At 34.1% G+C, this 25,608-nt stretch carries 22 protein-coding genes and 1 other annotated feature; of the genes, 4 read left to right on the top strand and 18 right to left on the bottom strand.

Annotated features, from left to right (window positions below):
• Nucleotides 1–92: 92 nt before the first annotated feature.
• The 7 genes from VQL36_RS08325 to leuC all read right to left on the bottom strand — a co-directional run bounded on the left by VQL36_RS08325 (nt 93) and on the right by leuC (nt 11,205).
• Complete coding sequence (locus VQL36_RS08325; protein ID WP_349248867.1) at nt 93–3,755, bottom strand: dynamin family protein; 3,663 nt, start codon at nt 3,753–3,755, stop codon at nt 93–95.
• Between the two features lie 179 nt (nt 3,756–3,934).
• A complete protein-coding gene (locus VQL36_RS08320; protein ID WP_349248866.1) occupies nt 3,935–4,204 on the bottom strand; it encodes an NAD/NADP transhydrogenase alpha subunit in 270 nt (89 codons plus the stop codon).
• 37 nt (nt 4,205–4,241) lie between these two features.
• Nucleotides 4,242–4,889, bottom strand: coding sequence for an endonuclease III (gene nth / locus VQL36_RS08315; protein WP_349248865.1), 648 nt, complete (start codon nt 4,887–4,889; stop codon nt 4,242–4,244).
• A gap of 144 nt (nt 4,890–5,033) precedes the next feature.
• Nucleotides 5,034–6,554 carry an N-acetylmuramoyl-L-alanine amidase family protein gene (locus VQL36_RS08310; RefSeq protein WP_349248864.1) on the bottom strand — a complete coding sequence of 507 codons (1,521 nt, stop codon included), beginning with the start codon at nt 6,552–6,554 and terminating at the stop codon, nt 5,034–5,036.
• Between the two features lie 660 nt (nt 6,555–7,214).
• Nucleotides 7,215–8,372 carry an IS4 family transposase gene (locus tag VQL36_RS08305; protein ID WP_349248656.1) on the bottom strand — a complete coding sequence of 386 codons (1,158 nt, stop codon included), beginning with the start codon at nt 8,370–8,372 and terminating at the stop codon, nt 7,215–7,217.
• Nucleotides 8,373–9,149: 777 nt separating this feature from the next.
• Complete coding sequence (gene leuD, locus VQL36_RS08300; protein WP_349248863.1) at nt 9,150–9,737, bottom strand: 3-isopropylmalate dehydratase small subunit; 588 nt, start codon at nt 9,735–9,737, stop codon at nt 9,150–9,152.
• Nucleotides 9,738–9,795: 58 nt separating this feature from the next.
• Complete coding sequence (leuC, locus tag VQL36_RS08295) at nt 9,796–11,205, bottom strand: 3-isopropylmalate dehydratase large subunit (RefSeq protein WP_349248862.1); 1,410 nt, start codon at nt 11,203–11,205, stop codon at nt 9,796–9,798.
• Nucleotides 11,206–11,442: 237 nt separating this feature from the next.
• Here leuC and VQL36_RS08290 point away from each other — a divergent pair, with 237 nt between their 5' ends.
• Nucleotides 11,443–12,339, top strand: coding sequence for a LysR family transcriptional regulator (locus VQL36_RS08290; RefSeq protein ID WP_349248861.1), 897 nt, complete (start codon nt 11,443–11,445; stop codon nt 12,337–12,339).
• Here VQL36_RS08290 and VQL36_RS08285 read toward each other — a convergent pair.
• From VQL36_RS08285 to VQL36_RS08275, 3 genes are all read right to left on the bottom strand, one after another.
• On the bottom strand, nt 12,336–13,127 hold the full coding sequence (locus VQL36_RS08285) for a carbon-nitrogen family hydrolase (RefSeq protein ID WP_349248860.1): 792 nt from the start codon (nt 13,125–13,127) through the stop codon (nt 12,336–12,338). The two genes, VQL36_RS08290 and VQL36_RS08285, sit on opposite strands and share 4 nt — an antisense overlap.
• Nucleotides 13,128–13,161: 34 nt before the next feature.
• Nucleotides 13,162–13,992: a YitT family protein gene (locus VQL36_RS08280; RefSeq protein WP_413789567.1), complete on the bottom strand. Its 831-nt coding sequence runs from the start codon at nt 13,990–13,992 to the stop codon at nt 13,162–13,164.
• A 216-nt stretch (nt 13,993–14,208) separates the two neighbouring features.
• Nucleotides 14,209–14,835 (bottom strand): LysE family translocator, encoded by a 627-nt coding sequence (locus tag VQL36_RS08275; RefSeq protein WP_349248858.1) that lies wholly within the window; start codon nt 14,833–14,835, stop codon nt 14,209–14,211.
• Nucleotides 14,836–14,975: 140 nt separating this feature from the next.
• Nucleotides 14,976–15,192 (top strand) — a binding site (T-box leader).
• A gap of 185 nt (nt 15,193–15,377) precedes the next feature.
• Here VQL36_RS08275 and proB point away from each other — a divergent pair.
• From proB to proC, 3 genes are all read left to right on the top strand, one after another.
• Nucleotides 15,378–16,487, top strand: a complete 1,110-nt coding sequence (gene proB, locus VQL36_RS08270; protein WP_349248857.1) for a glutamate 5-kinase — start codon at nt 15,378–15,380, stop codon at nt 16,485–16,487.
• A gap of 67 nt (nt 16,488–16,554) precedes the next feature.
• Nucleotides 16,555–17,802 (top strand): glutamate-5-semialdehyde dehydrogenase, encoded by a 1,248-nt coding sequence (locus VQL36_RS08265; RefSeq protein ID WP_349248856.1) that lies wholly within the window; start codon nt 16,555–16,557, stop codon nt 17,800–17,802.
• A 15-nt stretch (nt 17,803–17,817) separates the two neighbouring features.
• Nucleotides 17,818–18,666 (top strand): pyrroline-5-carboxylate reductase, encoded by an 849-nt coding sequence (proC, locus tag VQL36_RS08260; RefSeq protein ID WP_349248855.1) that lies wholly within the window; start codon nt 17,818–17,820, stop codon nt 18,664–18,666.
• Nucleotides 18,667–18,781: 115 nt separating this feature from the next.
• On the opposite strand, the gene VQL36_RS08255 is transcribed toward proC, so the two are convergent.
• The 8 genes from VQL36_RS08255 to VQL36_RS08220 form a co-directional block, all read right to left on the bottom strand.
• Nucleotides 18,782–20,116 (bottom strand): glycoside hydrolase family 30 protein, encoded by a 1,335-nt coding sequence (locus tag VQL36_RS08255; RefSeq protein ID WP_349248854.1) that lies wholly within the window; start codon nt 20,114–20,116, stop codon nt 18,782–18,784.
• Between the two features lie 223 nt (nt 20,117–20,339).
• Entirely contained in the window at nt 20,340–21,401 is a 1,062-nt protein-coding gene (locus VQL36_RS08250) for a DUF6687 family protein (RefSeq protein WP_349248853.1), read from the bottom strand.
• Between the two features lie 260 nt (nt 21,402–21,661).
• Complete coding sequence (locus VQL36_RS08245) at nt 21,662–21,952, bottom strand: hypothetical protein (RefSeq protein WP_349248852.1); 291 nt, start codon at nt 21,950–21,952, stop codon at nt 21,662–21,664.
• Nucleotides 21,953–22,013: 61 nt separating this feature from the next.
• Nucleotides 22,014–22,358 carry a hypothetical protein gene (locus tag VQL36_RS08240; protein WP_349248851.1) on the bottom strand — a complete coding sequence of 115 codons (345 nt, stop codon included), beginning with the start codon at nt 22,356–22,358 and terminating at the stop codon, nt 22,014–22,016.
• Between the two features lie 55 nt (nt 22,359–22,413).
• Entirely contained in the window at nt 22,414–22,875 is a 462-nt protein-coding gene (locus tag VQL36_RS08235) for an NUDIX hydrolase (protein ID WP_349248850.1), read from the bottom strand.
• A complete protein-coding gene (locus tag VQL36_RS08230) occupies nt 22,868–23,545 on the bottom strand; it encodes a hypothetical protein (RefSeq protein ID WP_349248849.1) in 678 nt (225 codons plus the stop codon). Before VQL36_RS08230 ends, VQL36_RS08235 begins: the two co-directional genes overlap by 8 nt.
• 28 nt (nt 23,546–23,573) lie before the next feature.
• Nucleotides 23,574–24,377 carry a DUF3891 family protein gene (locus tag VQL36_RS08225; protein ID WP_349248848.1) on the bottom strand — a complete coding sequence of 268 codons (804 nt, stop codon included), beginning with the start codon at nt 24,375–24,377 and terminating at the stop codon, nt 23,574–23,576.
• On the bottom strand, nt 24,364–25,431 hold the full coding sequence (locus VQL36_RS08220; protein ID WP_349248847.1) for an undecaprenyldiphospho-muramoylpentapeptide beta-N-acetylglucosaminyltransferase: 1,068 nt from the start codon (nt 25,429–25,431) through the stop codon (nt 24,364–24,366). The genes VQL36_RS08225 and VQL36_RS08220 overlap by 14 nt, the downstream gene beginning before the upstream one ends.
• Nucleotides 25,432–25,608: the final 177 nt, after the last annotated feature.

Below are 25,608 nucleotides of genomic sequence, written 5' to 3'. Positions count from 1 at the left end.
TAAGCAAAACTTAAACATCAAGATATCAGATGGAGACTTTACTCCACCTGATTTGAAGATACCACCTATAGAGGTGGTGAATCTTTCATCCCTTAGACAGTTTTTCTAAGTTTTTCAATCTTCATTTCAATTTCCGCAACATTTAGCTTCATCTCTAATGCAGAGGTCAAACCTTCTATATGTTCTTGAACATCAGCCTTCTGTTTTTCCACCAATTGTTTGATCCATTTTTTCATATCTTCTAATACATGTTGAATTAATAAATCTTCATGTTCTCGAATATATGATTCAACGACTGGATTGATTACCTTTTCCAATTCTAACTTAAGTTTGTCTTTTCCTTTCCCTTCAAAGAATGCCTGCGGATTTTTAAATTGCTTTACCAACCAACTCATATCAATCTCTGCATGATCCAACGACTCCTTAATAGTAGGGGTCCCAAAATTCTGAAAAGAAAAGACTTCTGTTTCATACTGAGGCAGCTTTAAAGCTATTTGTTGAAGAATTTGTTTATTCAATTCTTTAATTTGATAATTCATTACTTTTTCGATTCTAAGCGTGGTAGCTAGAACTTCCTGTGAGCAATTCATAGACATTAAATGAATTAACTCATTCCAAGCAGAGGCTAATGCTTGTTTTACATCTACTTTTCGAGTTAATTGAAAATCGGTTGGATGAAAGGATACATTATACAATTCCCCAAAACGATACATCACTCGTTGTTTAACATAATATAAAAGCTCTTTTATTTCTTTTGTGAGTAACTTTATTTCTGGTTCAGAAAGTTCAAAATGATAAAGCCAATCGTTCAATTCAACATTAGATTTTTCTAATATTTTAACCTTTTTCTTCTTAATCTCTCCCTCTTCTAAGGCATTATTTTTCCATTGTTCTAATATGTTTTTCGCCCTTTTCATTTCATTTTTCGCTGAATGGACGATAATTTTGGTTAATTCTTCATTTGTGAACTTAATAAAATCTAATTCAAACGTTTCGATCCCTGAATCAACCACTACTTTTTCATCACCTGATTGCTTACCTTCTATAGCTTTCATACTAGATAATGGGTAAATCCTTGGATTTCGAATTTCATGTTGAATTAAATTTTGAGTTACATGTTCTGTTACATCCCTTAGTTCTTGATCAGAGGAAGCCAAGTCAGCTGCATTTAGAATAAAGAACATTTTATCCAGTTCAAATTGATCTTTTACTCTCCCTAATTGAAGCAAAAACTCACGATCTGCCCCAGAAAATGCATGATTATAGTATGTTACGAAAAGAATCGCATCAGCATTTTTAATATAGTCAAATGCTACACTTGTATGACGAGCATTTATAGAATCAGCTCCTGGAGTATCTACTAGGATCATACCTGAATCTGTAAATGGACATGAGTAATATAATTCAATATGTTCAACATAACATGATTTATTTTCATCAGCTGCGTAGCTTTGAAAAGCTCCCAAATCTACTTTCATTTCCTTGCCTAAGTTTGATTGCATTTCATTCCATCCATGTGCAGCTGCTTTTAAAAAACCATAATGGGGCTTTACCTTACGATGGATTGAACTCGCTTTTAATTTTAAGATTTCTTGAAATGATTGATCTAATGTCATTTTTTTAAAACCTAAAAGATCCATCGCATACTGAACTTCTTCTTTGAAAACTTCTTGTGATTTCAATTTCACTTTAGCAAATCCATGTGACCAATGATCATTCGGTGGCATAATTTTAATCACAGTAGCTGTTGTAGGATTAGGAGAAACAGGAAGCAATCTTTCTCCTAACAAAGCATTTGCAAAGGAAGATTTACCAGCACTAAAAGCTCCAAATAAAGAAATTGTAAATTTACGATTGTTTAAACGATATGACTTTTCTAGTAATGATCTACTTAATGATTTCATTGCAGGGAGATCCTTGATCACTTCATATGCCGTATTTATTTTATGCACTGTATTATTTAGTTCTTCTATATTTTCCTGTTTTGAAAAATTAGAGTTTAGATTTCTCTCAGTTTTAGAATTAAATAATATCTTTTCATTTGATTCATTCACCTGTTTTCCCTCAACAGTATCGAACTTTTTATCAGCAGTTGAAGAGAAAGTAGGAGTATAGTCTTTTAAATTAGGTAAACTAATATCTTGTATTTTAGAATGAAATAGAGTAAATAATTGCTGTCCATATTCCACTTCATGAGTGTTAAGCTCCTGCATTTTTTTAAAATTCACTAATTCATTTTGAATGTGATTCATTTCATGCTGTACTTCATTTAACTTCTCTTGATGTGTTTCCTTTGCTAATTCAGCTAAAGTTCCTGCAACTTCCATTGCTTTTTTACGATACATTGCCTTCATTTCCTCGGAAATATGCTTTGAATAATTTAATGTATATTCATTTGAAAATGCTGCACCGGTATTCACCTGATTCACTAACCAATCAGGTGATATTTTTATATCTATTTGTTCGATTTCATTTAAGACTTCTGATTTTGTTTGTTCATTTGATACATTCATATTTAGATGTTTCCGTAATAAATCCTTCACATGCCAAGTTACATGAGCTTGTACCTTTTCAGAAAAATCTTCAAAGAAGTGTCGTAACCTCTTTTCCTGTTCTGCTTGGATTTTCCCTCTCGTAGCAAATAGACCTAGTTTGAAACCAGGTTGTTGACTTTGTAAAAAATCATGGGCTAAATCTCTTGTTCCAGCTGGAATGATGTTTGCATTTTTTAAAATATCACTAAGCTCACGTTTTAATTGATCCAAATATGTGTTTGAAGCTTCTTCAATGTCTTTTCTTTGGTTAGTAAGGACGGACAATTTCTCCAAAAGAATATCACTATCTTTATACTCTTCTTTTGAGAACTGTTGCTTTTTTAATTGATTCTGTTCCTTATACTCCTTCATATGTTCGCTCAAAAGGAACTCAATTGATTTTTCCACATTATAAATAATCAATTCGTCTCGAATCTCCGTTAATCTTGTCAAATACCACTTAAGTTGTTTGAATTCATTTAATGAAAGATCGTCATGTTTTACAGAGATAAAAAATATTGCTTCAGGATGAATGTCCCAATTAGAAAAAGCTTGATTCACACTTTGTTTAAAATCAGAAAATGGTAATTCATGATGCAGATGTTTATCTATTTGATTTACAATAAAAATAAATTTCTTCCCTTGTTCTTGTAGTCGTTTAGCAAAAGCAAAGTTGATTTCAGACTGGACATGATTATAGTCCATTACATAAAATACAATGTCTGCTAAGTGTAATGCCGATTCTGTTGATAATAAATGGGCCTTATCAGTAGAGTCAATACCAGGTGTATCCAAAAAATGAACATGCTCTTTAAGCATGGGAATCGGATATTGAATTTCAACAGATTCAATCTCTAAACCATTTTTACTAAATTCTTGTAATTGTTCTAATTTTATATTTTGCAAGCTCTTCCGCTTTTCTTGTTCATTTCTATAGTTAATGATTGCCTTAGGCTCACCATTTGATATAGCCACTAAATTTGCACTCGTTGGAATGGGGCTGGAAGGCAATAGTTCATATCCACTTAACTTGTTAATTAAACTTGATTTTCCTGCGGAAAAATGACCGCAAAAAGTGATATATAAATCTTTTTCTTCCAACTTTTCTGCTAATTGCAGTAATTTATTCGTTGTCTCCTGTTCAACAGACTGTTTCATATGACTTCTTAACTTATGTATATTTTCAATATATTTATCAATGGTTTCCCCTACTGTTTTCAAAGCACTTTCTCCTTTAAGAATCTTACAAACCTTTAATCAATGTTCAATCTCTACAGTGATTTGCAGCTTAAGTAATGACTAGAAAAATCTCATGTTTAATAAAAACTCGCCATACAGGCGAGTTTTTATTAAACATAAACAGAATCATCATCGTATTCTGTTCAAAAATAATATTTATATTATACCACAGATTCCTTTTCTGGTATTAAAATTTCAAATACTTCTCCATGCTGAAATATAGTTATATCCTCTTCTTTTACTCTCATAACAACCACTTCTGGTTTTTCTCTCATACGATCAATGTATTGTTCTGGAACTTCACCAGAATCACTAACAGTAATCCCTTCAATCATTTTTTCTTCATCTTCAGCTAATGGAGTTTTTAATATTTCTTCAAAAATATCTGAAAATTCTTCAAAGCTTTTTGTGTACACAGTAATACATTTCATGGTTTCACTACCTTTACAGTTTTTTACTTATCATTCCTTAGATTTTCTTTTTCATTCTTTTTTTTCCTTCTCTACATAAATCAAGTAAAGGGCAGACATCACATGATGGATTTTGAGCTTTACAATGATACCTTCCAAAAAAAATAAGCCTATGGTGTGTTTGAGTCCATTCTTCTTCAGGAATTTTCTTCATTAGCTTTTTTTCAACTTCAAGAACGGAATCTTTCCAATTGGCTAATGCTAATCGCTTAGAGACTCGCTCCACATGTGTATCTACAGCAATTGCCGGCACTCCAAATGCATTGGATACCACTACATTTGCTGTTTTCCTTCCAACTCCAGGAAGTTCTACTAATTCACTATGTGACTTAGGTACTTCACCATTATATTTTTCAATAATCATTTCACATAATTTGCGTATATTTTTCGCTTTATTACGAAATAATCCAATTTTTTTAATATCAGATTCTAGTTCTGATAGAGGGACATTCAAATAATCCTGAGGTGTTTTATACTTTTTAAATAGATGAACGGTCACTTTATTCACCATCTCATCTGTGCACTGGGCTGAAAGTAATACAGCAATCGTTAACTCAAATGGATTCTCGTGATTCAACTCACAATGTGCGTCTGGAAACATATCCTCCATTGTATCTAACACTCGCCTGATTTCTTTTTTGTTCATGATTCCTCCAAATTAGCCGACCCTATGATTTTCAGCGTTAAGACGCCACCTCTATAGGTGGTTTCTCCCTAGGTGGAGTAGAAACTCCATCTGATTTCACGATGTTTAAGCTTTGCTTAAACGAGTTCACTTGGCTAAGCATTATTAATTCAAATAGTATTCCTTTAATGACTCCACGATAGATTCAGCTACACGATATTGAAATTCATCTGATAACATTAAACCTTCATCATGTTCACTTGATAAATAACCGATCTCCAACAATACAGCAGGCATATTCGTGTTCTTTAACACTCTATATTCTACCTCTCTGATACTTCTATCTGGTAATCCCGCTGATTCAACAACATAGCTATGAATCGTTTCAGCTAAATCTAATCCTCGATCAGTCCAATAATAAGTTTCTGTACCGCTAATATTCAATCTTTCATGAATATTCCCGTGAATGGATAAAAAAGCATCTGCTCCTAACTCATTTGCAAATTCAGCACGATCATCCAACTCAATTTTGACATCATCCGATCGAGTCATATAGGGTTGAAACCATGGCTCTGCATCAAGCAAATCATATAGTTTCTGTGCAAATTCGAGTGTGAAATATTTCTCTTCCCTTGAAGAAATACTACCCGTTGCACCAGGATCATCTCCTCCATGACCAGGATCGATCACTATAATGAAAGGATTATCTACAATAATCTCGTCGTTTGATTGATCATTACCTGTTTCGGCAGCAGTGTTCGCCACACCTAATAATACCTTTACTTGATTATCTTCTGGAATTCCTATCATACTATACTCTATATTTTCATGTAAATCAATGACGATTCTAGGATATTGATCTTCAAACATAGCATATCGAATGGATTTTATATCAGAATGAGTCACTTCAATTATTCCGCTAGCTACTCCACTTTCTTGATCTATAAATGATGAATTAAAAGAACTTTTCTCAAAATCTACCACAATACGCTCAGGGTTTGGTAAGTAAAAGCTTGAAAATTCTAGCGTTGTATTCCCGTGAAAAACAATTTCATCGTCCAAGACTTCAATTTGGTATATAGTAGGTTCCCCATTATTCGTAGGAATTACAATATTATCACTAATTACAGGTGTAGCTGGCTGTGGTTCAGGTTCTGGGTTTGTATTCGATTGAGAATCTGATTGTGAATTTGTAACTGTATTATCTTTTATTGGTTGTAATTGCGGGTTCGATTTTTTTGTGCTTGAAACTTGTATACCATTCACATTTTTATAAATATAAATCGATTGGGTTAAAGCGTCCCAAATGTACTTTAAGCCAAAGTTTTCACTAATTACATGTAAAGGTAGAAAAACAGCTCCATCTATGATCATAGGTTTATTTTTGATATCAATTGCGGACCCATTTAAATACATCTTACTACGATCCATATAAATATCTAAGTTGATTAATTTATTTTGTATATTTGCTTGATTGTTAGACTTCCATTCAACTTCAGCATCCAGTTCTTTTATAAAAAATTCGAAAGGGATATAAAGATCGCCATTGATTTTTTGTGGGGGCACATTTAATTTTAATTTCTCACCGTTTACAAATAAAGAGATTGATGATTCACCTGCAATAACTACAGCTGGAAATACACTTAATAATAGTAGAAAAGATAATAGGATTGATATACGTTTCATAAGTCACCTCTGTAATATAGTTTATGTAAAATAGATTAAAATGAAATCTAGTAAATGTGATTTACCACTATATTCTAGCAAATATAATAAAAGAATGACAATATTAGATTTTAATTGATATTTTCTTTATTTACTAGACGTGTGATTACAAAAAAAGTTGCGGAAAATAGGCTTATAAGACTACTAATTATAGAAGGATCTTGACCCACTTGTAATAACTTAACTTTGAAGGTCTATCGTAAAAATTTGTTATTAAAATATATTTTGCGTACAGACGCCCACCTCTATAGGTGGGATCTTCAAATCAGGTGGAGTAGAGTCTCCACCTGATTTCTCGATGTTTAAGCAAAGCTTAAACGAGTTCACTAAAATATAGAGGGAAATAATGGTCTTATTGCTGCTAAAATACCCCAATCAAACAAAATAGCGGTAAAAAACGGTCTTATTCCATTGAATTTTCATTAAAATGCCTAATTTTTTAGAAAAATTGGCTAAATAAGTCCATCAAATACATTAGCGTTGCAAAAAAAGCAACATAGTTTGTAAAATAAGTAATTTAGAAAAATTTTACAATTTTCTTTTTGAGAAATTAGGAAAAAAGTGAAGAGGTCAGAAAATGACGCGTTAATCCATTTTTTGGATGTTATTTCTTTCCCTAATTTATCTTTTCTTTGGCTTGATGATACCTACCGATGTATTTAATCTCGGAGGTGGTTTCACCGATCGAGGCACTTTCTGTCTCCCCTTTGAGTTTCGAGTAGGTTTCAGATGAAGTTCACTCAACATAACGGACCACTTTTTATCCCAACAAGTTCGTAGACATTGTAGTACATCCCAGGTACTTAGTTTAGTTCTGCTTCCTAGCTCAATATACATGGCAATTGCATAGGCGATGAGTACAATAAAAATTTGATTCCAAATTCCTTGAGGTTCATAGCTGTATAGTTTTACAAGACGTAGGTGTTGCTTCAACCATTTAAAGAATAATTCAATAAGCCATCGTTGACGATAAATATCTGCAATCTCTGTTGCACTTAAGTCAAAACAAGAGGTAGCTATTCTATATTTACGTTCTTTTTCATCCATAAACTCTACAAGTCTTATGCTTTTTTCCGTTTGTGTATACGCACTTCCTAATTGGATGATCGCGTCCCGAATAATGTGGGTGTCCGGTGGAACAGGCAGTTCTTCCTCAACCCTTAAAACCCCATGCTTTTCATTAATACGCATCACGAAGCGAACATTGTCTTCGATCCACTGATCGAACTGTGCGTATTTTACATAACCACGATCCATAACGTATATGGTGTCGTGATCTTCCACTAGGATATCCATGGTTTCACAATCATTCACATTTCCTGTTGAAGGGATCGCTTTTTCTGGAATGACTCTTCCATTTGGAAGAGAAAGCACACGCATATGAATCTTGACTTGGGTCGATTTATGATTAATCTTCGCCCAATTAGCTAAAGTAGCAGGAAGCTTCAAGCTAGTAGAATCAAGAATCCGAAGTGGGCCGACTCTGCTACAAGCGATAGAAGTTTTAGACTTTACTTTACCGATCATTTCAAAGAATAACGCTTCTAACATTTCTGTAGGTAGTTCTCTTATTCGACGTGAGAGTTGAGACGGACTAATACTTGGTAGATCTAGACTTTGCTGAAGAGCTTCACTGGTACGTAATTCTCTTGAAATTTGTTTATAATTTTCCCAATTCGCAATTTGAGAGGCTAGAAATAACTTGATACTTTTTATCGTAGTTAACTTATGCGTACGATAGTCTGCAATAGGAAAAAGGAAATTTTCCTTCGAAATCAAAGAAAAACATTGACAAATGGTATGGAAATTGTGTATGTTACCCATGGTTGGCTCCTTTTGTTTAGATTATGGGTAACGCGTCCTTATCTTTACAATAGGAGTTTTTTTATGATAATTCCATGAAAATCACATCATAAATTCCATTTTTAGTAAATTATACTCATTTTATTTTCTATGTTATCTTTGATGCAACGCTAGTGCATCAAATACCGCTATTTTAAAAAAAACATTCTATGAATGGAGATAAGACCATAAATTCCCTCTATTTTCATAAATTAAATATTAAATTTTCGTGAACCAAATAACAATATGATCTATCGGAGGAAAAATAAACTGTAAAATTTGCATACATGAATTATATGAAACCTATTTGTAGTTATAGATAGGACAATGGTTAAGAATCCAAAGTAACGGCGTATCATATAGAAATAGTGAAAATGCAGACCGTTGGGAAGCTGAATACGAAGCAGTTCAAAAGAATGACCATCGTATACAACTGCATGGTTCAAAGAGGAGTGGGGATCACAACCTATTGAGAGATCTTTATCCACCTAACACGTTGTGATTGTAGTAGGAGTCTTCTGTCAGATCAAGGTGAACTCGTTTAAGCAAAGCTTAAACATTGCGAAATCAGATGGAGAATCTAGCTACTCCACCTGATTAGGGAGAAACCACCTATAGAAATGGGCGTCTTAATGCTAAAAATCATAGGATAAAACAATCTGTAAAAGAGAACCTCCAAATCCACTACTTTATTAGTGGCTGGAGGTTCTCTATTTAAGCTCTTTGCTCATAAGCTGCAATTTTATCTTCGTGCTGCAGCGTTAGACCGATATCATCCAATCCTTGCAATAAATACTGACGGCGATGTTCATCTAAATTAAAGTCAATTTTTAATCCAATATCATCTGTTATCACTTTATTTTCGAGATCAATGTGAAGTTTATAACCATCGTTTGAGGCAGTGCGTTGGAACAAATCTTCAACCTGTTCTTCAGTTAGTTTAATAGGTAATATTCCATTTTTAAAACAGTTGTTATAAAAAATGTCTGCAAATGAAGGAGCAATAACGACTTTAAATCCATAATCCAAGATTGCCCAAGGCGCATGTTCACGTGAAGAACCGCAGCCAAAGTTTACTCGAGAAATTAAAACTGATGATCCGCTATAACGAGCTTTATTCATTTCAAAATCAGGGTTTTTGTCAACTCCATTTTCTAAAAATCTCCACTCATAAAATAAAAACTGTCCAAACCCAGTACGTTCAATTCGTTTTAAAAATTGCTTAGGGATAATTGCATCCGTATCTACATTTACACGATCCACAGGTGCTACAATGCCAGAATGTTGTTTAAAAGCTTCCATTCATCATTCTCCTCTCAAATCTATCAATTAGTCTATCGATACAATATTGAATTCATGATTATTGAAACTGCCAATCTCTCACATCTACAAAATAGCCTTTAATGGCTGCAGCAGCTGCCATTGCGGGAGATACAAGGTGTGTTCTTCCTCCTCGTCCTTGACGCCCTTCAAAGTTACGGTTGGAAGTAGATGCACAACGTTCTCCTGGATTTAGAAAATCAGGGTTCATAGCCAAACACATACTACATCCAGCTTCTCTCCATTCAAATCCAGCTTCTTCAAATATTTTGTCTAAACCCTCTTCTTCTGCTTGAATTTTTACTCTACCTGACCCTGGAACGATCATAGCATTAACGTTAGAAGCTACTTTATAACCTTTAATAATTTTGGCAGCACTTCTTAAATCTTCGATTCTGCCATTTGTACATGAACCGATAAATACACGATCAATTTGAAGTTCATTCATTTTCGTTCCAGGCGTTAGCCCCATGTATTCAATTGCTTTCTCAGCAGCTTTTCGTTCATTTTCTGTTTCAAAATCTGCTGGATTTGGGACTACAGCAGTTACATCAGTTCCCATACCAGGACTTGTTCCCCAAGTGACTTGCGGTACTAAAGATTCAGCATCAAACTCTACTACGTGATCATAAACAGCACCTTCATCCGTTGCTAAGCTTTTCCAATCTTCAACAGCACGATCAAAATCCTCGCCTTGAGGAACATGCTCTCTTCCTTTTAAGTATTCAAAAGTCGTTTCGTCTGGTGTAATCAAACCAGCTCTAGCTCCAGCTTCAATAGACATGTTACATACGGTCATTCTTTCTTCCATAGAAAGACCCCGAATGACTTCACCTGTATATTCAATTACATAACCCGTAGCAAAATCTGTTCCATACTTAGCGATAACACCTAAAATAAGGTCTTTAGCTGTGATTCCAGGTTTTAATTTACCGTTAATACGAACTTCTAAAGTTTTAGGTTTTGTTTGTTGTAAGCACTGTGTTGCAAGTACATGTTCAACTTCGCTCGTACCTATTCCAAACGCAAGTGCACCAAACGCACCATGTGTTGATGTATGACTATCTCCACAAACAATCGTTTTACCAGGATGTGTTAACCCGAGTTCTGGACCCATAACATGAACTACACCTTGATCTAAACTATTCAAATCATATAATTTAACTCCGAATTCTTCACAGTTTTTAGCTAAAGTATCTATTTGCTGCTTAGAAATTGGATCTGTAATATTAAAGCGATCTTTTGTAGGAACATTATGATCCATAGTAGCGAAAGTTAAATCAGGTCTACGCACCTTACGCCCTGCTAAACGCAACCCCTCAAATGCCTGAGGAGATGTTACCTCATGCACTAAGTGAAGATCAATATATATAATACTCGGTTTCCCCTCTTCCTGAAGAATGACGTGGCGATCCCAAATTTTTTCAATAATTGTTTTATTAGTAGACATCGATATTTCACCTCTTTTAAATTCTTAGCCATAGTTTAGCATTTCTTTATTTATTGTTCCAAGATATAATAGTTATAACAGCTATAGGTAAAACTAATAAGCTAAAAAGTGAGGTTAGCCGTTTAAGCTTATTCCTGTTACTTTTCAGGGACCCCGTAACCAGATATACCCACAGGTGTGAAGTTAAACTCTGTGCATTAATCCTATAAAAATATCTATGAAGGGCAGGGAAAAATAATGGAACTAAGACAATTGCAATATTCAATTCAAATTGCATTAGAAAAAAACTTTTCAAGAGCTGCAGAAAAGTTACATGTGGCACAACCATCTCTTAGTCAACAAATTGCAAAATTGGAAAAAGAACTGAATGTAAAATTATTTGATAGAAATACAAATGCTGTTGAGTTGACACATGCAGGTGCAGTTTTTGTGGAAAAAGCACACAAGGTCATGGATTTAATTGAACAAATGAAAAACGAAATGGAAGACTTTTCGCACATAAAAAAAGGGAAACTAATCATAGGCAGTTTACCAATTACAGGCTCACATATATTACCAAGAGTCCTCCCTATATTTCAACAGAACTATCCAGGTATTGAAATTGTGTTAATTGAAGAAAGCTCAATTAACTTAGAAATTTTAACGTCACAAGGACAAACAGACATCAGCTTATTATCTTTGCCTATGCAAGAATCTTCTTTAACTTATTATCCTGTGATGGAAGAAGAAATTATTCTCACGGTCCCACCCAAGCATCATTTAAACACTAAACTCCATCACCAAAAAAAAGAAATTAATATTATAGATTTGAAGGATGAACCTTTTATCACTTTAAAAAAGGGACAGGGGTTTAGGCATATTACGATTGATTTGTGTGAACAAGCAGGTTTTACACCGAATATTGCTTTTGAAAGCAGCAACATTGAAACGGTTCAATCTTTAGTTGCCGCAGGGATGGGCATTGCCTTGGTTCCCTATATGGTTACGCAAACGAAATGGAGCCATTTTACCCCGATTCATTTACAATTAAAACATAATCCAAAACGAACACTTGTCATCGCCCATCAAAAAGGTAGATACTTATCCAAAGCAGCAGAAGCCTTTATAGACACTATGATGAAAGTCATGAATTAATAAAGCGAGGGTCTACGATCTTCAAATACTGGGATCGTATTTCGGACAGTTTGTACTAGTTCGAGATCTATCTTTGTTTGTAAAATTGTTTCCTTATCCTCAGCTTCGGTGATCACTTCCCCCCAGGGACTTATGATCATCGAATGTCCTGGGAAATTCTCTCTTTCACTGCTCCCAATGCGATTACACGATACAACATACATTTGATTTTCAATCGCTCTAGCCATAAGTAAAGTTCTCCAATGTTGTAATCTTACATCTGGCCATTGTGCTGGAACAAATAAAACCTTCACACCTTCTAGAGCTAACTTACGAACAAGTTCAGGAAAACGAATATCATAACAAATAACGATTCCAGCTTTTACACCAAACATTTCAAATACCCCTATACCATTTCCCCCTACATAATAACGATCCTCATACATCAATTGAAACAAATGAATCTTTGAATATTCTGCAATAAATTCTCCATCTGGATTACACACGTAACTAATATTATGAACTTTATCATTCTTTTTCTCTGAAATTGATCCTGCCACGATATGTACATCATGTTTCTTGCTCATTTCTGATATGAACTGCTTCGTTTTTTCTCCATAAACATCTGCAAGACTTGAAACATTTTTTATAAAACTTGTATTCCACATTTCTGGAAGTAAAATCACATCTGGTTTATGGGGAGCTGAGGTTGCTTCCCCTATCATCTCTTTTACCTTATCTAAATTCTCTTCTACTAATCCTTGTTTGACATCAAATTGCAAACATGAAATATTCCAATTTAACTTCATAGTTATCTCCTCTAACCTAAAAATTCACATCACATTAATGGATGTCTCTCTTCTTAAATCGTCCACCTTTTACATCATGAATGTTTCCAATAGCTAGGAAAGCCCCAGGATCTAATTCATCTACTATAGATTTTAGTTTTGCTTCTTCCAATCGAGTGATAATACAAAAAATGATTTGTTTATCATCACCAGAAAAACCACCTTCTCCACTCAAATATGTGACACCACGACCTAAACGAAATAAAATCGCATCCCCTACTTCTTTATGGTTTTCACTTATGATCCACACTGATTTTGATTCATCAAAACCGTTGATTGTCACATCAATCATTTTAAAAGCTATAAAATAGGCTATGAGTGAGTACATCGCACGCTCCCATCCAAAAACAAAACCTGCACTTCCAAGAATGAACAAGTTCAAAAACATGACAACTTCACCAACAGAGAAAGGCGTCTTTTTATTTACTAAGATGGCTACAATTTCTGTTCCATCCAATGATCCTCCATATCTTAAAACAAGTCCAACACCAAACCCAAGAATGGTCCCTCCAAACACAGCTGCCAATAAAGGTTCATCTGTTGCCATTTCTGCAGAATGTAAAAGGAAGGTGCCTAAAGACATTACAAAAACACCAAGCAGTGTTGAGATAGCAAATGTTTTACCAATCTGTTTATACCCAATAAACAGAAAAGGAAGGTTTAAGAAAAACAAAAATACTCCTAAGGGGATTTTACTTAAGTAAGACGAAATAATCGATATCCCTACAATACCACCATCAATGATCGTATTCGGAACTAAAAACATTTCTAAAGCTATAGCTACTAATGTGGCTCCTAAAATAATGAAAAAGATACGTGTCAGGATTTCACGTAATGAAATTTTATTGTGCTGACGCTGATTTTTTTTCACGTTTTTTAAAACCTCCACTTGAAATTCTCCTCTTTTAATGTAGTGTGTAGATTCTCAATAATCCTATTATCATATAAATATGTTCCAAAGAACAAAGGATATGATAAGCTTAAAAATTTAGTCTCGAGTTATTTTATCCAACTTTTGATAAGCCATCTCATTCATTTCTTCTCATTTCCCAAAAAAGACTGAAAAACCAATCGCAATAGCAAATAAAATTAAAACTACTCCGAATACACGATCAATCCAATATGCATATTTATTGTAATATTTCCTAAATATAATGGAAGAAGAAATGATTGCTATTGTACTAAATAATAAACCTACAGTAACTACCATTTCAAGTCCATATAACCATCGGACATATACTCCCGTTTCTGGACCAATAAATTGAGAAAAAATGCTGATGAAAAATAAAAGTGGCTTTACGTTAAATACACTAATTAAAAACCCTTCACGAAATGCTGTAAAAAATGGTTTATTTTCTTTTTGTTTTACAAGATCACTTCCATCTTCCTCTTTAGGAGGTGAAGAACGAATCGCGTTTATTCCAATCCATAAAATATATAGAGCACCTATAATTTTAATAACTGCATTAAGACTTGGATATTGCTCGATCAAAACGGAAATACCAATAATAGTTAAACTAATATGGATTACATTTGAGATTGCAATTCCTAGAGCTGTTGCAAAACCAATTCGAACACCATAACTGAGACTATTTTTAATAACAATAAATAAATCTGGGCCAGGAGTGATCCCAGCAAATAACGCAATGATAAAAAGTTCAATAAACATGTTGTATTCTCCTCTTAGCTTTTTTTATCATATCTTACAAACCAAAAATAATTATACATTAAAAAAATGGGTTAAGCATTAAATTTTATGCTTATTTAGGATTTACAAACATGATCCCCCATGATATTCTTATAAAAAGCAAAAACATAGTGATGGGAATAGTAGGTTAGTCACTTCTGTTCAGAGAGTAAATTTCTTGGCTGCGAAAATTTACCTTGAAGGCTTACCGAACCTGCCCCTGAATGGTCAACGAAGAGTTGAACAGTCCCCTACTGTTATCTAGGGATAGAGTCGGATAAATATTGATCATTTATCAACGAAGGTGGTACCGCGGAAGCAAAGACTTTCGTCCTTTACTGGATGAAGTCTTTTTTTTGTTTTATTAAAAATAAAAAGAACTGCCTATGACCACAACGATGTTTTAAAGAAATATTGACAGTCAGCAAGTCTTGCTCAAATAGTATTCGGTCTATCTCATCAAGAGGCTCCGAACGGACCTTTTATTATATGGAGGGAATAAAAATACAGAAAGTGTGATTATTATGCATCAAAGAATCGTTGTAAAAATTGGGAGCAGTTCACTTACAACACCTGAAGGTGAATTAGATCACGCAAAAATAGACTATTTTACAAAGGAAATTGTATATCTTAAAAAATCTGGTTTCCAAGTGTTATTTGTAACCTCAGGCAGTGTTGCCGCTGGATTTAAAATTATAGGCTATGAAAAACGTCCTAAAATGCTACAAGAAAAACAAGCTGCTGCAGCTGTAGGTCAAGCCATATTAATGCAAGCTTATATCGAAGCATTTGCTAAACATCAATGTAAAGTAGCACAGATTTTATTAACTCGTAACAATTTTACAAATCGTAAACAAATGCAAAACGCTTTAAATACATTTGAAGAATTAATGCGTTTTGACACGATTCCTATTATCAATGAAAATGATACAGTTTCTGTTGAAGAAATAAAATTTGGTGATAATGATTCTTTATCTGCTCTCGTAGCTAACTTAGTAAAAGCACAGCAGCTTATGATCTTTACAGATACAGACGGACTTTATACTTCAGACCCTCGCAAAAACGAAAACGCTAAAAAAATACACCGAGTTGATGAAATAGATGAGAATATGTTCCGCATTGCTGGAGGAGCTGGATCATCTGTAGGAACTGGAGGTATGCGTTCAAAAATAGAAGCTGCTAGAATCGCCATGCGCGGTGGAGTCCCTGTTTTTATAGGAAAGGCTACAAAGCCGTTAGATATGAAGTTGGCTGTTGAACAAAAAGGAAAGGGTACCTACTTTGACACTCTGCTTCACAACCTCCCGATGAAAAAGCAATGGCTTGGATTTCATTCATTGACTAACGGGAAAATTGAAATTGATCACGGAGCGGAGAATGCACTTTTAACAGGTGGAAAAAGCTTATTGCCAGCTGGTGTTATAAAAGTTTTGGGCGAATTTCACCCTGGAGACGTTATCGAGGTAACAAATCAGTCCAATAAAGTTATCGGCCGTGGAGTAGTAAATTATGCATCATGGCAGTTGCAAGCCGTAGTTGGATTATCCACAGTCGAAGTGAAAAAAAGAATTGATGTACAACGCATAGAAGTCATCCATCGTGATGAATGGGTTACTCTACAACTACTTATCTAACCCAAAACATTCAAACCTAAAAGGAACTATCATCTTTGTCGAAATTTTTAAAAGGAGGGTATCGAGTATGGGTGAAGTAAAACTAAAAGCAACGTTAGCTAAAGAAGTATCCAAGAGCTTAGTTTCCTTAACAACAACGCAAAAAAACTATGCTTTAAATGTAATGGCAGATGCTCTAGTTAATCAGCAAAGTAAAATCATTTCTGCAAATAAACAGGATCTAGAACTAGGGAAGGAAAATGGATTAAGCAAATCATTACAGGATCGTTTAGCAATTAATACACAAAGAATAGAAAGCATGTCTGAAGGTTTACGTCAAATTGTAAATTTGAATGATCCAATTGGGGAGCTATTAGAAGAAATCAAAAGACCAAACGGCTTATTAATTCGTAAGATAAGGGTACCAATTGGTGTAATTGGTATGATTTATGAAGCACGTCCGAATGTTACTGTTGATGCAGTAGGCTTGAGTCTCAAAACGGGAAATGCGATCGTACTTCGTGGAGGTTCCTCTGCTTTAAATTCCAATCAAATGATCGTTGAGGTTTTACGTGAAGCTTTAAGTTCAACAGATATTCCCATAGAAGCCATTCAATTGATTAATGACCCTAATCGTTCCGCTGTAAATGAAATGTTAAAATTAAACTGCTTATTAGATGTAGTGATCCCTAGAGGTGGTGCATCGCTCATTCAGAACGTCGTAAGGAATGCAACGGTCCCTGTCATTGAAACAGGTGCAGGAATTTGCCACACCTATATAGATAAATATGCTCAGCCTGAAATGGCTAAAAGTATTGCTTTCAATGCAAAGGTACAACGTCCATCTGTGTGTAATGCGATGGAAACATTACTTATACATGAAAACTTTGCTAAAGAGCATTTTCATTCCTTAGCTGAAAAATATCGTGAATCAAATGTTCAGATCAAAGGAAATAACATTGCGAGAAATATGGTACCCTGGATTGAAAATGCTTCAGATGAAGATTATGCCACTGAATATAATGATTATACTTTAAATGTTAAGATCGTAAGCAACATAAAGGAAGCACTTGATCACATTCATACTTATGGGACAAAACATTCAGAATGTATCGTGACAGAAAATCAAAAAAATGCAAACCAATTTCTTCAAGAAGTAGATGCAACCTCCGTATATCATAATGCTTCCACTCGTTTTACAGACGGGTTTGAGTTTGGATTTGGAGCAGAAATTGGCATCAGTACACAAAAACTGCATGCACGTGGTCCTATGGGATTACCAGCCTTAACTTCTACAAAATACGTCATTCATGGCACAGGGCAAATTAAAGAGTAGAAAGGTTGATTCATCATGATTATTTTATCAAAAAAAATATGTTTTATAGGTGCAGGCTCCATAGCTGAGGCAATATTTAAAAGGCTAATTCAAAAAGAGCTTTTCCCAGTTCAACATATATCTGTTACGAACCAACAAAATCAAGAAAGACTCAATCAATTAAGTACATTGTATAACGTTCAAATTAGCAATGATTTAAACAGTAAGAACAAGTTGATTCAACAATCAGATATACTCGTGTTAGCCATGAAACCAAAGGATGCTGAAAAAGCATTCCATGAATTAAGTCCACTCATAAATGAAGAACAAATCATTATTTCTGTGGTAGCAGGATTAACTATAGAGACAATCCATGATCTATTAAAATCCAATAATCCGATTGTAAGGACAATGCCAAATACATCAAGTTCTATCGGTTTAAGTGCTACTGGTATTAGCTTTTCATCCAATGTTAATGAACAGCAACAAAATCTCGCTTTAGAAGTGTTAAATGCAATCGGCATGACATGTGTTGTTCCTGAAAATAAATTAGAAATAGTAACTGGATTGTCTGGGAGTGGACCTGCTTATTTCTATTACATGATGGAAGCCATGGTTCAAGCAGGAGTTGCAGGAGGGTTATCAGAGGACCAAGCTATGGAGTTAACAAAACAGACCATACTTGGTGCTGCTCATATGGTACAAAAAACAAGTGAACATCCAGGAGAATTACGAAGAAAAGTGACATCACCTGGCGGAACTACTGAAAAAGCAATAGAAGCTTTAGATTCATACCAAATTCATGACGCTATTCAAAAAGCCGTTAAAGCTGCGGCAAAAAAATGCAAAGAAATGGGAGAAATGGTTAAAATAACTCCAAGGTAAAAAAGAATGAAGCATAGAAATAAAATGTCCTTTACAAAGGGTACATTTTAAAAACAGCTTCATTCTTTTTTCGATTTTTTAAAAATCCATGTGTCTTTTATATAAAGTGAATAGTTTAAAAAATAAACGTCGTTATTGAATGCTCAGGAACTACAACCTCAGCACCTTTTTTATTACAAACTAAAGAAAACTCTTGTAAATGGTCACGCTCATTTTGTACTACAACTGCTATGCTTCCATCTGGATTTTTAAATGCAGTTGCATATACATTTTCAGGTAAGTTCATAGAATGTTGAATTCTTTTTGCTCCTGGAACAATAAATTTTGAAAAATGACCAATGTAATAATACGAGCTATTCATAATTAACTCATCTTTTTTACGATCTGCAAGAATAGGAGCATCACATAAGTTACCTACGTGATTCGGTCCACCTTCTTCATTTAATACTAAGTTCCAATCCAACCATCCTCTTGACCAGTTATTAAAGTCCCCGATAATATTTCTACCATATCTCTCTCCGGTAAACCACTCCCCTGGTTTAGGTCCTCCTTCTTGACAGCCTTCAGTAAATAAAATGTGCTTGTCTGGAAATAAATCATGTATAACAGATAAGTTCTCAAATTCTTCACTTACATACCAGTGATTCCCTGTTCCCCATACGTATTTTGCTGCTTCCTCATCAAGAAGAACTGTAGAAGCTCTCTCAACAATTACATCACGGTTATGATCCCAAATAATAATTGCCTTATCTCCCATTCCAGCCTGCTCAAAAGTTGGACCAAGATAATCTCTAACAAAATCACGCTCATCCTCGGATGAATATATACATGAATCCCATGTTTGAATTGCTGCAGGTTCATTTTGTACACTTACACCCCAAATATCTATTCCTCTCTCCTTCATACCTTCTATAAACTTCACATAATAGTTTGCCCAGGCTTGGCGAAATTCAGGTAATAAATACCCACCATAATTCATCTCTTTATTTGTCTTCATAAACGCTGGCGGTGACCAAGGAGAAGCTAAGATGGTTAGTTCTTGACCCGCTGCCTTCACAGCGTCATGAACCATTGGCACTACCCATTTATCTTCATGGGACATATCAAAAGTAGAAAGTTGAGTATCTCCTTCTTCTATATAAGTATAGTTGCCTAATGCAAAATCACAGGAATGAATATGAACTCTTCCCAGTGTATAACCTAGTCCATCTGTAGGGTCAAAATATTTTTTAATCACTTCTGCACGTTTTTCATCTGACATTTCACTAAGTGTATAAGCAGCTGCTTCTGTAAATGCTCCACCAAATCCCATATGTTCTTGGTAAGTTACGTCGGGATTGATCGCAATCACAGGAATATGATTATTAAAGTCTTCTTTTAATTGTAATGGCTGTTTCTCTTCTAAACGATCTCCTGTATTTTTTGCAGTTCTTATTACTCTTGCTTCCATTAATTACACCTTCTTATTTTTTATAATAGACAATTATTGAAATCGATTTCTATCTCTTGTTTGATATTATACATGCTGTTATGAATATGAACAAGTACAAACTACTACTAAACACTTATTCGATATAAATTACAGATTACATAGATCTTCAATCGGTGAAGGTGATTACGCATCTGCGGTGATCAGCTCAATAAAATTGTTAAGGAGTATCACCGCAATATTATTAAAATGCTTTACTTAACTTTGAAGTTACATCTTTAGGAGAAATTGAACTTACTGCTGGTTTATCTTCATGTAGGAAAGATAAAATTACAGGAAAGTCACGACCCTTAATACTTTGAAATGGACTTAATTGTTTAGCTAAGATCCATTGTCCTTTTGCTTTCTCTAAATCATTTAGTTCCACTATTGCATTATTTAATGGCTCATGACCGTAGTAATAGGCATTTGTACTGCCACTAAATTCAAACCCAGGTGCACGCCATGAATCTGGAGTATCTGCCCACATATAACCTGGATACCATAAATCGTAAAACCAGCCTTCAGGTGTTTCTACGGAAACTAGTTGAACCTTCTCACGATCATAATGATTTCGTACAGAAGGGATTAACCACATATTATCTTGTAACAAGTCATTAAAGCGAGGAATTTTGATGGCTTTTTCTATATCTAATTCAGCTAACTCCTTAGGAATTTGATAATTTACAAAATGATCAGAAACAATGTGCCTTTGAATTTCACCTGATTTCACTCTATTGAGAGACTTTTGTAAGGCATTTAATCCATCTAATACCACAACATCTGAAGGTTCTTCATTAATTAATTCAAAAACTTTTTCAAAACATACTGCATAAATCTCTCTTATATCTTCTTTCCCTTTTAAATCAAACATCAGCTTTGTGAGACCTTGAAACAATATTTGACTAGGTCGCTCAGAATATCCCCAGAAATCTCCAATCTCAGCTGCACCAATTATTGTGTGACGATGCTCTAAAGCAAATTCACTGTGTACTAAAGTAAACACAGATAAAATACCATCCACATCTAAATGGTTGTTAATCGCTAAATCCCATTCTTTGGAAGATTCTGTTGCAACAAAATTCATGCATATTTCTGTTGATGTATCTGCTTTGTATAGCTCAGGTGTTTGATTAGGAATCCAATGACTTAACTCAATATCTACACCCTCACGAAAAGTATCATCAGGAGCCCCATCTGTAAAAATCGTTTTTTTACTTGGCGGTCTTTTTGTTTCGCTACCAATAATATAAAAATTAGGTATCATATTCTTCACCCCAATCTAATCTTGTTTTTAGATCCCCTATTGGATATCGTAAATCTTCCATTAAATCTTCCTCCCTATTATCTATTTAAATATTCAAAATGGAATAAATCCCACGTACTTCTCATCTTTTCATCCCAATCGATTAGCTTCTGATCTTCCGCCCATTAATTTATTTTAAAAACCTTTATAGAATTGTTCATTGTATTAGATGCTCTCCTTATAAAACTGAAAAAGCTCTGTATATATACCTATATTCATAATTAAATCAATTCATCCTTATATTCATCTAGTGATTTACCATCTATTTTAAGTACCTGTAAGTCTTCAGTATATACCCATTTCACTTGACCAAATTCATCACTTACAGAGGCAACAGGATACTCACCTTCTTCTTCACTAGGAAACAAATCTCCTCCTAAAAAGCTAGACCTGGAGGATTTATATGCACCAAAACCTGTGCCCAACAAAATATATTTTTTATTACTGGGTTTATGTAATACTATAGCCGCCATATCTATTTCTCCTTTTTTTATCGTTAATAATTTGTTCATTTAATTCGTTTTAATATGTCCATCTATTGAATGATTTTGTAGTTGTACTTGTTCTATACTTTCATTCTTCAATTACTAATGTTAAACCACATGATGGACATTCAACTCGATTATAATCAACTTTAAAGTCACAAGCGGGACAAATTTGAACTTCTTCAGATTTATGTTTTTCCTGTACCCGATCATTAGAAACTGAAAGCTTCTCTTTAAAATCTTCAATCCTTTTTCCATCCACTTCAACTACTTGGAGTTCATTCGTATAAAGCCACTGAATAGTTCCGAATTCATCACATACAGATGCAACAGGGATCTCATCTTGTTCTTCATTTGGAAATAAATCACCACCAATGAAACCTGGTCTAGTAGCTTTATAAGCCCCATATCCCGTACCTGTATCTTTTTCCACTAACTTTATGTAAAACTACCGTTGCCACTTTGTATCCTCCATCCTATCTGAAAACTCACATATAATGAGGTGGTTGTAACGCTTTTTCCAATGCCCATTTATGATGTGCATGTATCAAATCATTCATCGCTTTTGAAGTATCCATCCATCCATAAATTTCATCTGGTTCTGTAGACTCTTTCACTTTTTCAATGATTCTAGCAAAATAGAAATATCCTATCATAAAATAATAAGTATCATAGGTCGGTGAATAAATGTAGTTCCCTGCTGAACCAATGTATTTGCCAATTTCGATCTTACAACCTAACTCCTCTAACGCTTCTCTGTGCAAACATTGTTCTTTCGTTTCCTTATCCTCCATACCTCCACCTGGTAAAAAATAATTGCCTGTTTTTAAAGATTGAACAGTCATAATTTGATCTTTTGTATCATTAAAAATGATCCCATATACGCTAGGTCTCTTTATATAAGTTTGATCTGTTTTTTTCTCTCCAAAAATCTTTTCAAGTTTATCCATCTTGTTTTCCTTCCATATCATAATCCTCTTCATCAATGAGAGTTACTTTTATAACAAAAGCAAAATCATAATCTTTTTTTAAATTTTCTTCTGTCAAAATATTAGGACTTATAAGACTATTTTCATTAGCTAGATATCCCCAAACGATAGCTTCTTCTTTTTCTTGTAGAATGATTTCCTTATTTAACTTCCATATCATGTGTGCTGCGCCATCAAGAATTTGAAATTCTGGAATGTCACTATTTACAGTACTTTTTGAACTCTCATCTATAATTTGCAATCCTAAATTATATTTTTTTAAGTCTGCACTTGTATCTTCATCTATTAATGAAATTAACAGCTTACCATCAAATTTACCTTTGTTGAAGGTTGAGATCAAAGGAGATGACTTTGTTATATTCCCTTGTTCATATATGTCATATGAAATAGCAAACAATTTTTCATCACCAGTATATTGAAGGTTGACCTTTCCGGTTTGCCAATCATCAAAATGTGCTTCTAATACTTCAGAATCTCCCTTAATAAATTCGGAGGGACTAAGCGTTAAAGTCGAAGCTCTTTCCATTTTACTGTCCTCAACGTTCTCCATAACTGGCACATCTTCATTGCAACCTATTAATATCAATATAGTAAAACAGCTCAATAGAATTAGTATCATTCGTTTTTTCATTTTTTCATTCTCCTTTAGGGTTACATTCCTATTTTATAAAAATTACTGTCCTAGTATCATAAGAGGTATTTTCATACGCTTTGGCTATTCCTTCTTGGCTGATATGTTGCTTCATTACTTTTTTAATTTTCAAATTAATTTCAAAATCATTAACAAATGGAAATCTGGACAATTTTACATGGTGTTCATCTATCCAATGTGCAATAATCGATTTTTCATTCATAAATGGAAAGTGCTTAGATTTAGTAAATCCATCACGGAACCACACATGTTCATTTTCTTTTTTTGTTCCAGGTTCATTCAAACATATATACAAAGATAATTCATCGAAAAACTGTAAAAAGCTTAAATGGAAATATAGATCTGTTTTTTGATCTTCATTTTTTATCCATTGTTTTATCATGTTGTTTTGCCGATTTTTTTCATATGCAAGAAAGGGTACAGCTTGTGGATCATCGCTTACTTCACTAATTAAATGTGTGTATTGAAGACTGCACAACAATCCAGCATAGCTATTTTTTTCTTCCACCGTATCAATACCATGTTGATAGGCTCTCAATTTGGGAGGTAGTGGAAAGTCCATAAAAGAATAAGGAACTTGTTTGCGATCATTCCAAAAAGGGACAGCATCTAATTCAATCCATCCTCGATCATGTTCATAAACCGCTAATAATACATCAGCCCATCTATTTTTGTTCTGGAAGTATTTCATATCCCAATGTATAGCCATTTCACCAGATACGTTTGCATGTTCATGTTGTTCTATCATGATAAACTTGTCTTTTTGTTCATATATTATCATCTCATTTGCTCCTACTTTACTTTGCCCCATCCTTAATGAGTTGAATCACTTTGGAAAAAGCCCCTTTTCCTTGATATGTTTCCATTTTGCTAGTATAATTCTCTCTATTTTTGTATAAATGATTTATAGCTTTGGTTAAAGATTTCTCGGATAATTCCTCTTCTTGTAAGACTTCACAATATCCCGCTTTTTTAAACGATTCAGCATTTAAGATTTGATCCCCTCTACTAGCTTCCTTTGATAATGGAATTAACAACATCGGCTTCTTTAAAGAAAGAAATTCAAAAATAGCATTAGAGCCTGCTCTTGATATGACTATATCTGCCATGTGCATCATATCTGGTAATTCTTCATTTATATATTCAAATTGTTTATAACCCTTTTTTTTAATTGCGGAATCTACTCCTCCTTTACCACAAATATGTACGATTTGAAAATCAGATAACAATTCATCTAAGCTTTCTCTAACTGATTTATTTATTTTTTGAGAGCCCATACTGCCGCCCATAATTAATAAAACGGGTTTCTCTCGAATGAAGTTACAATAGGTATAACCTTTAGTTGCGTTACCATGTCTTAACTCATCTCTAATGATAGCCCCTACATACTCAGCTTTTTTAGTAGATAGATGTTTTTCTGTTTCTGGAAAAGTGGTGCAAACTTTTTTAACAAACGGCATAGAAATTCGATTTGCTAAACCAGGGGTAAGATCAGACTCATGTGTTATAACAGGAATATTATTGAATTTAGCTCCTAAAATAACTGGCACTGAAACAAATCCCCCTTTTGAAAATACAACGTTTGGTTTTGATTTCTGCATGATACGGTAAGCTTGAAAGATTCCCTGAACAACTCTAAATGGATCTTTCACGTTGTTCCAGTCAAAATACCTTCTAAGTTTTCCTGTTTTGATACTGTGGTATCGTACTTCTGGCAATTTAGAAATGAGTTCTTGTTCAATTCCGTTTTTGGAACCTATGTACTCCACTTCCCAGCCCTCTTGTATAAAATGAGGAATTAGGGCCAAATTTACTGTCACATGCCCTGCGCTTCCTCCACCTGTAAATATGATTTTTTTATTCATGATGTGCACCTGCTTTCAATATCTTAAAAAACTTATGTAGAGACAGTTATTTAAGTTGAACTTTTATTTATATATCATGGTTCATTATAACAAAATTACCAACTATGTTTTACTTTAGTACATATTTATTTTATTATTAGGAATAAAAATTGATGTAATGAATCAGATATAATAAAA

This window comes from Chengkuizengella sp. SCS-71B (assembly GCF_040100845.1).
In the GTDB taxonomy this organism is placed as follows: Bacteria; Bacillota; Bacilli; order Paenibacillales; family KCTC-33759; genus Chengkuizengella.
Note: the sequence above shows the minus strand (reverse complement) of the source record. Positions and strands in the feature narration are given on the sequence as shown.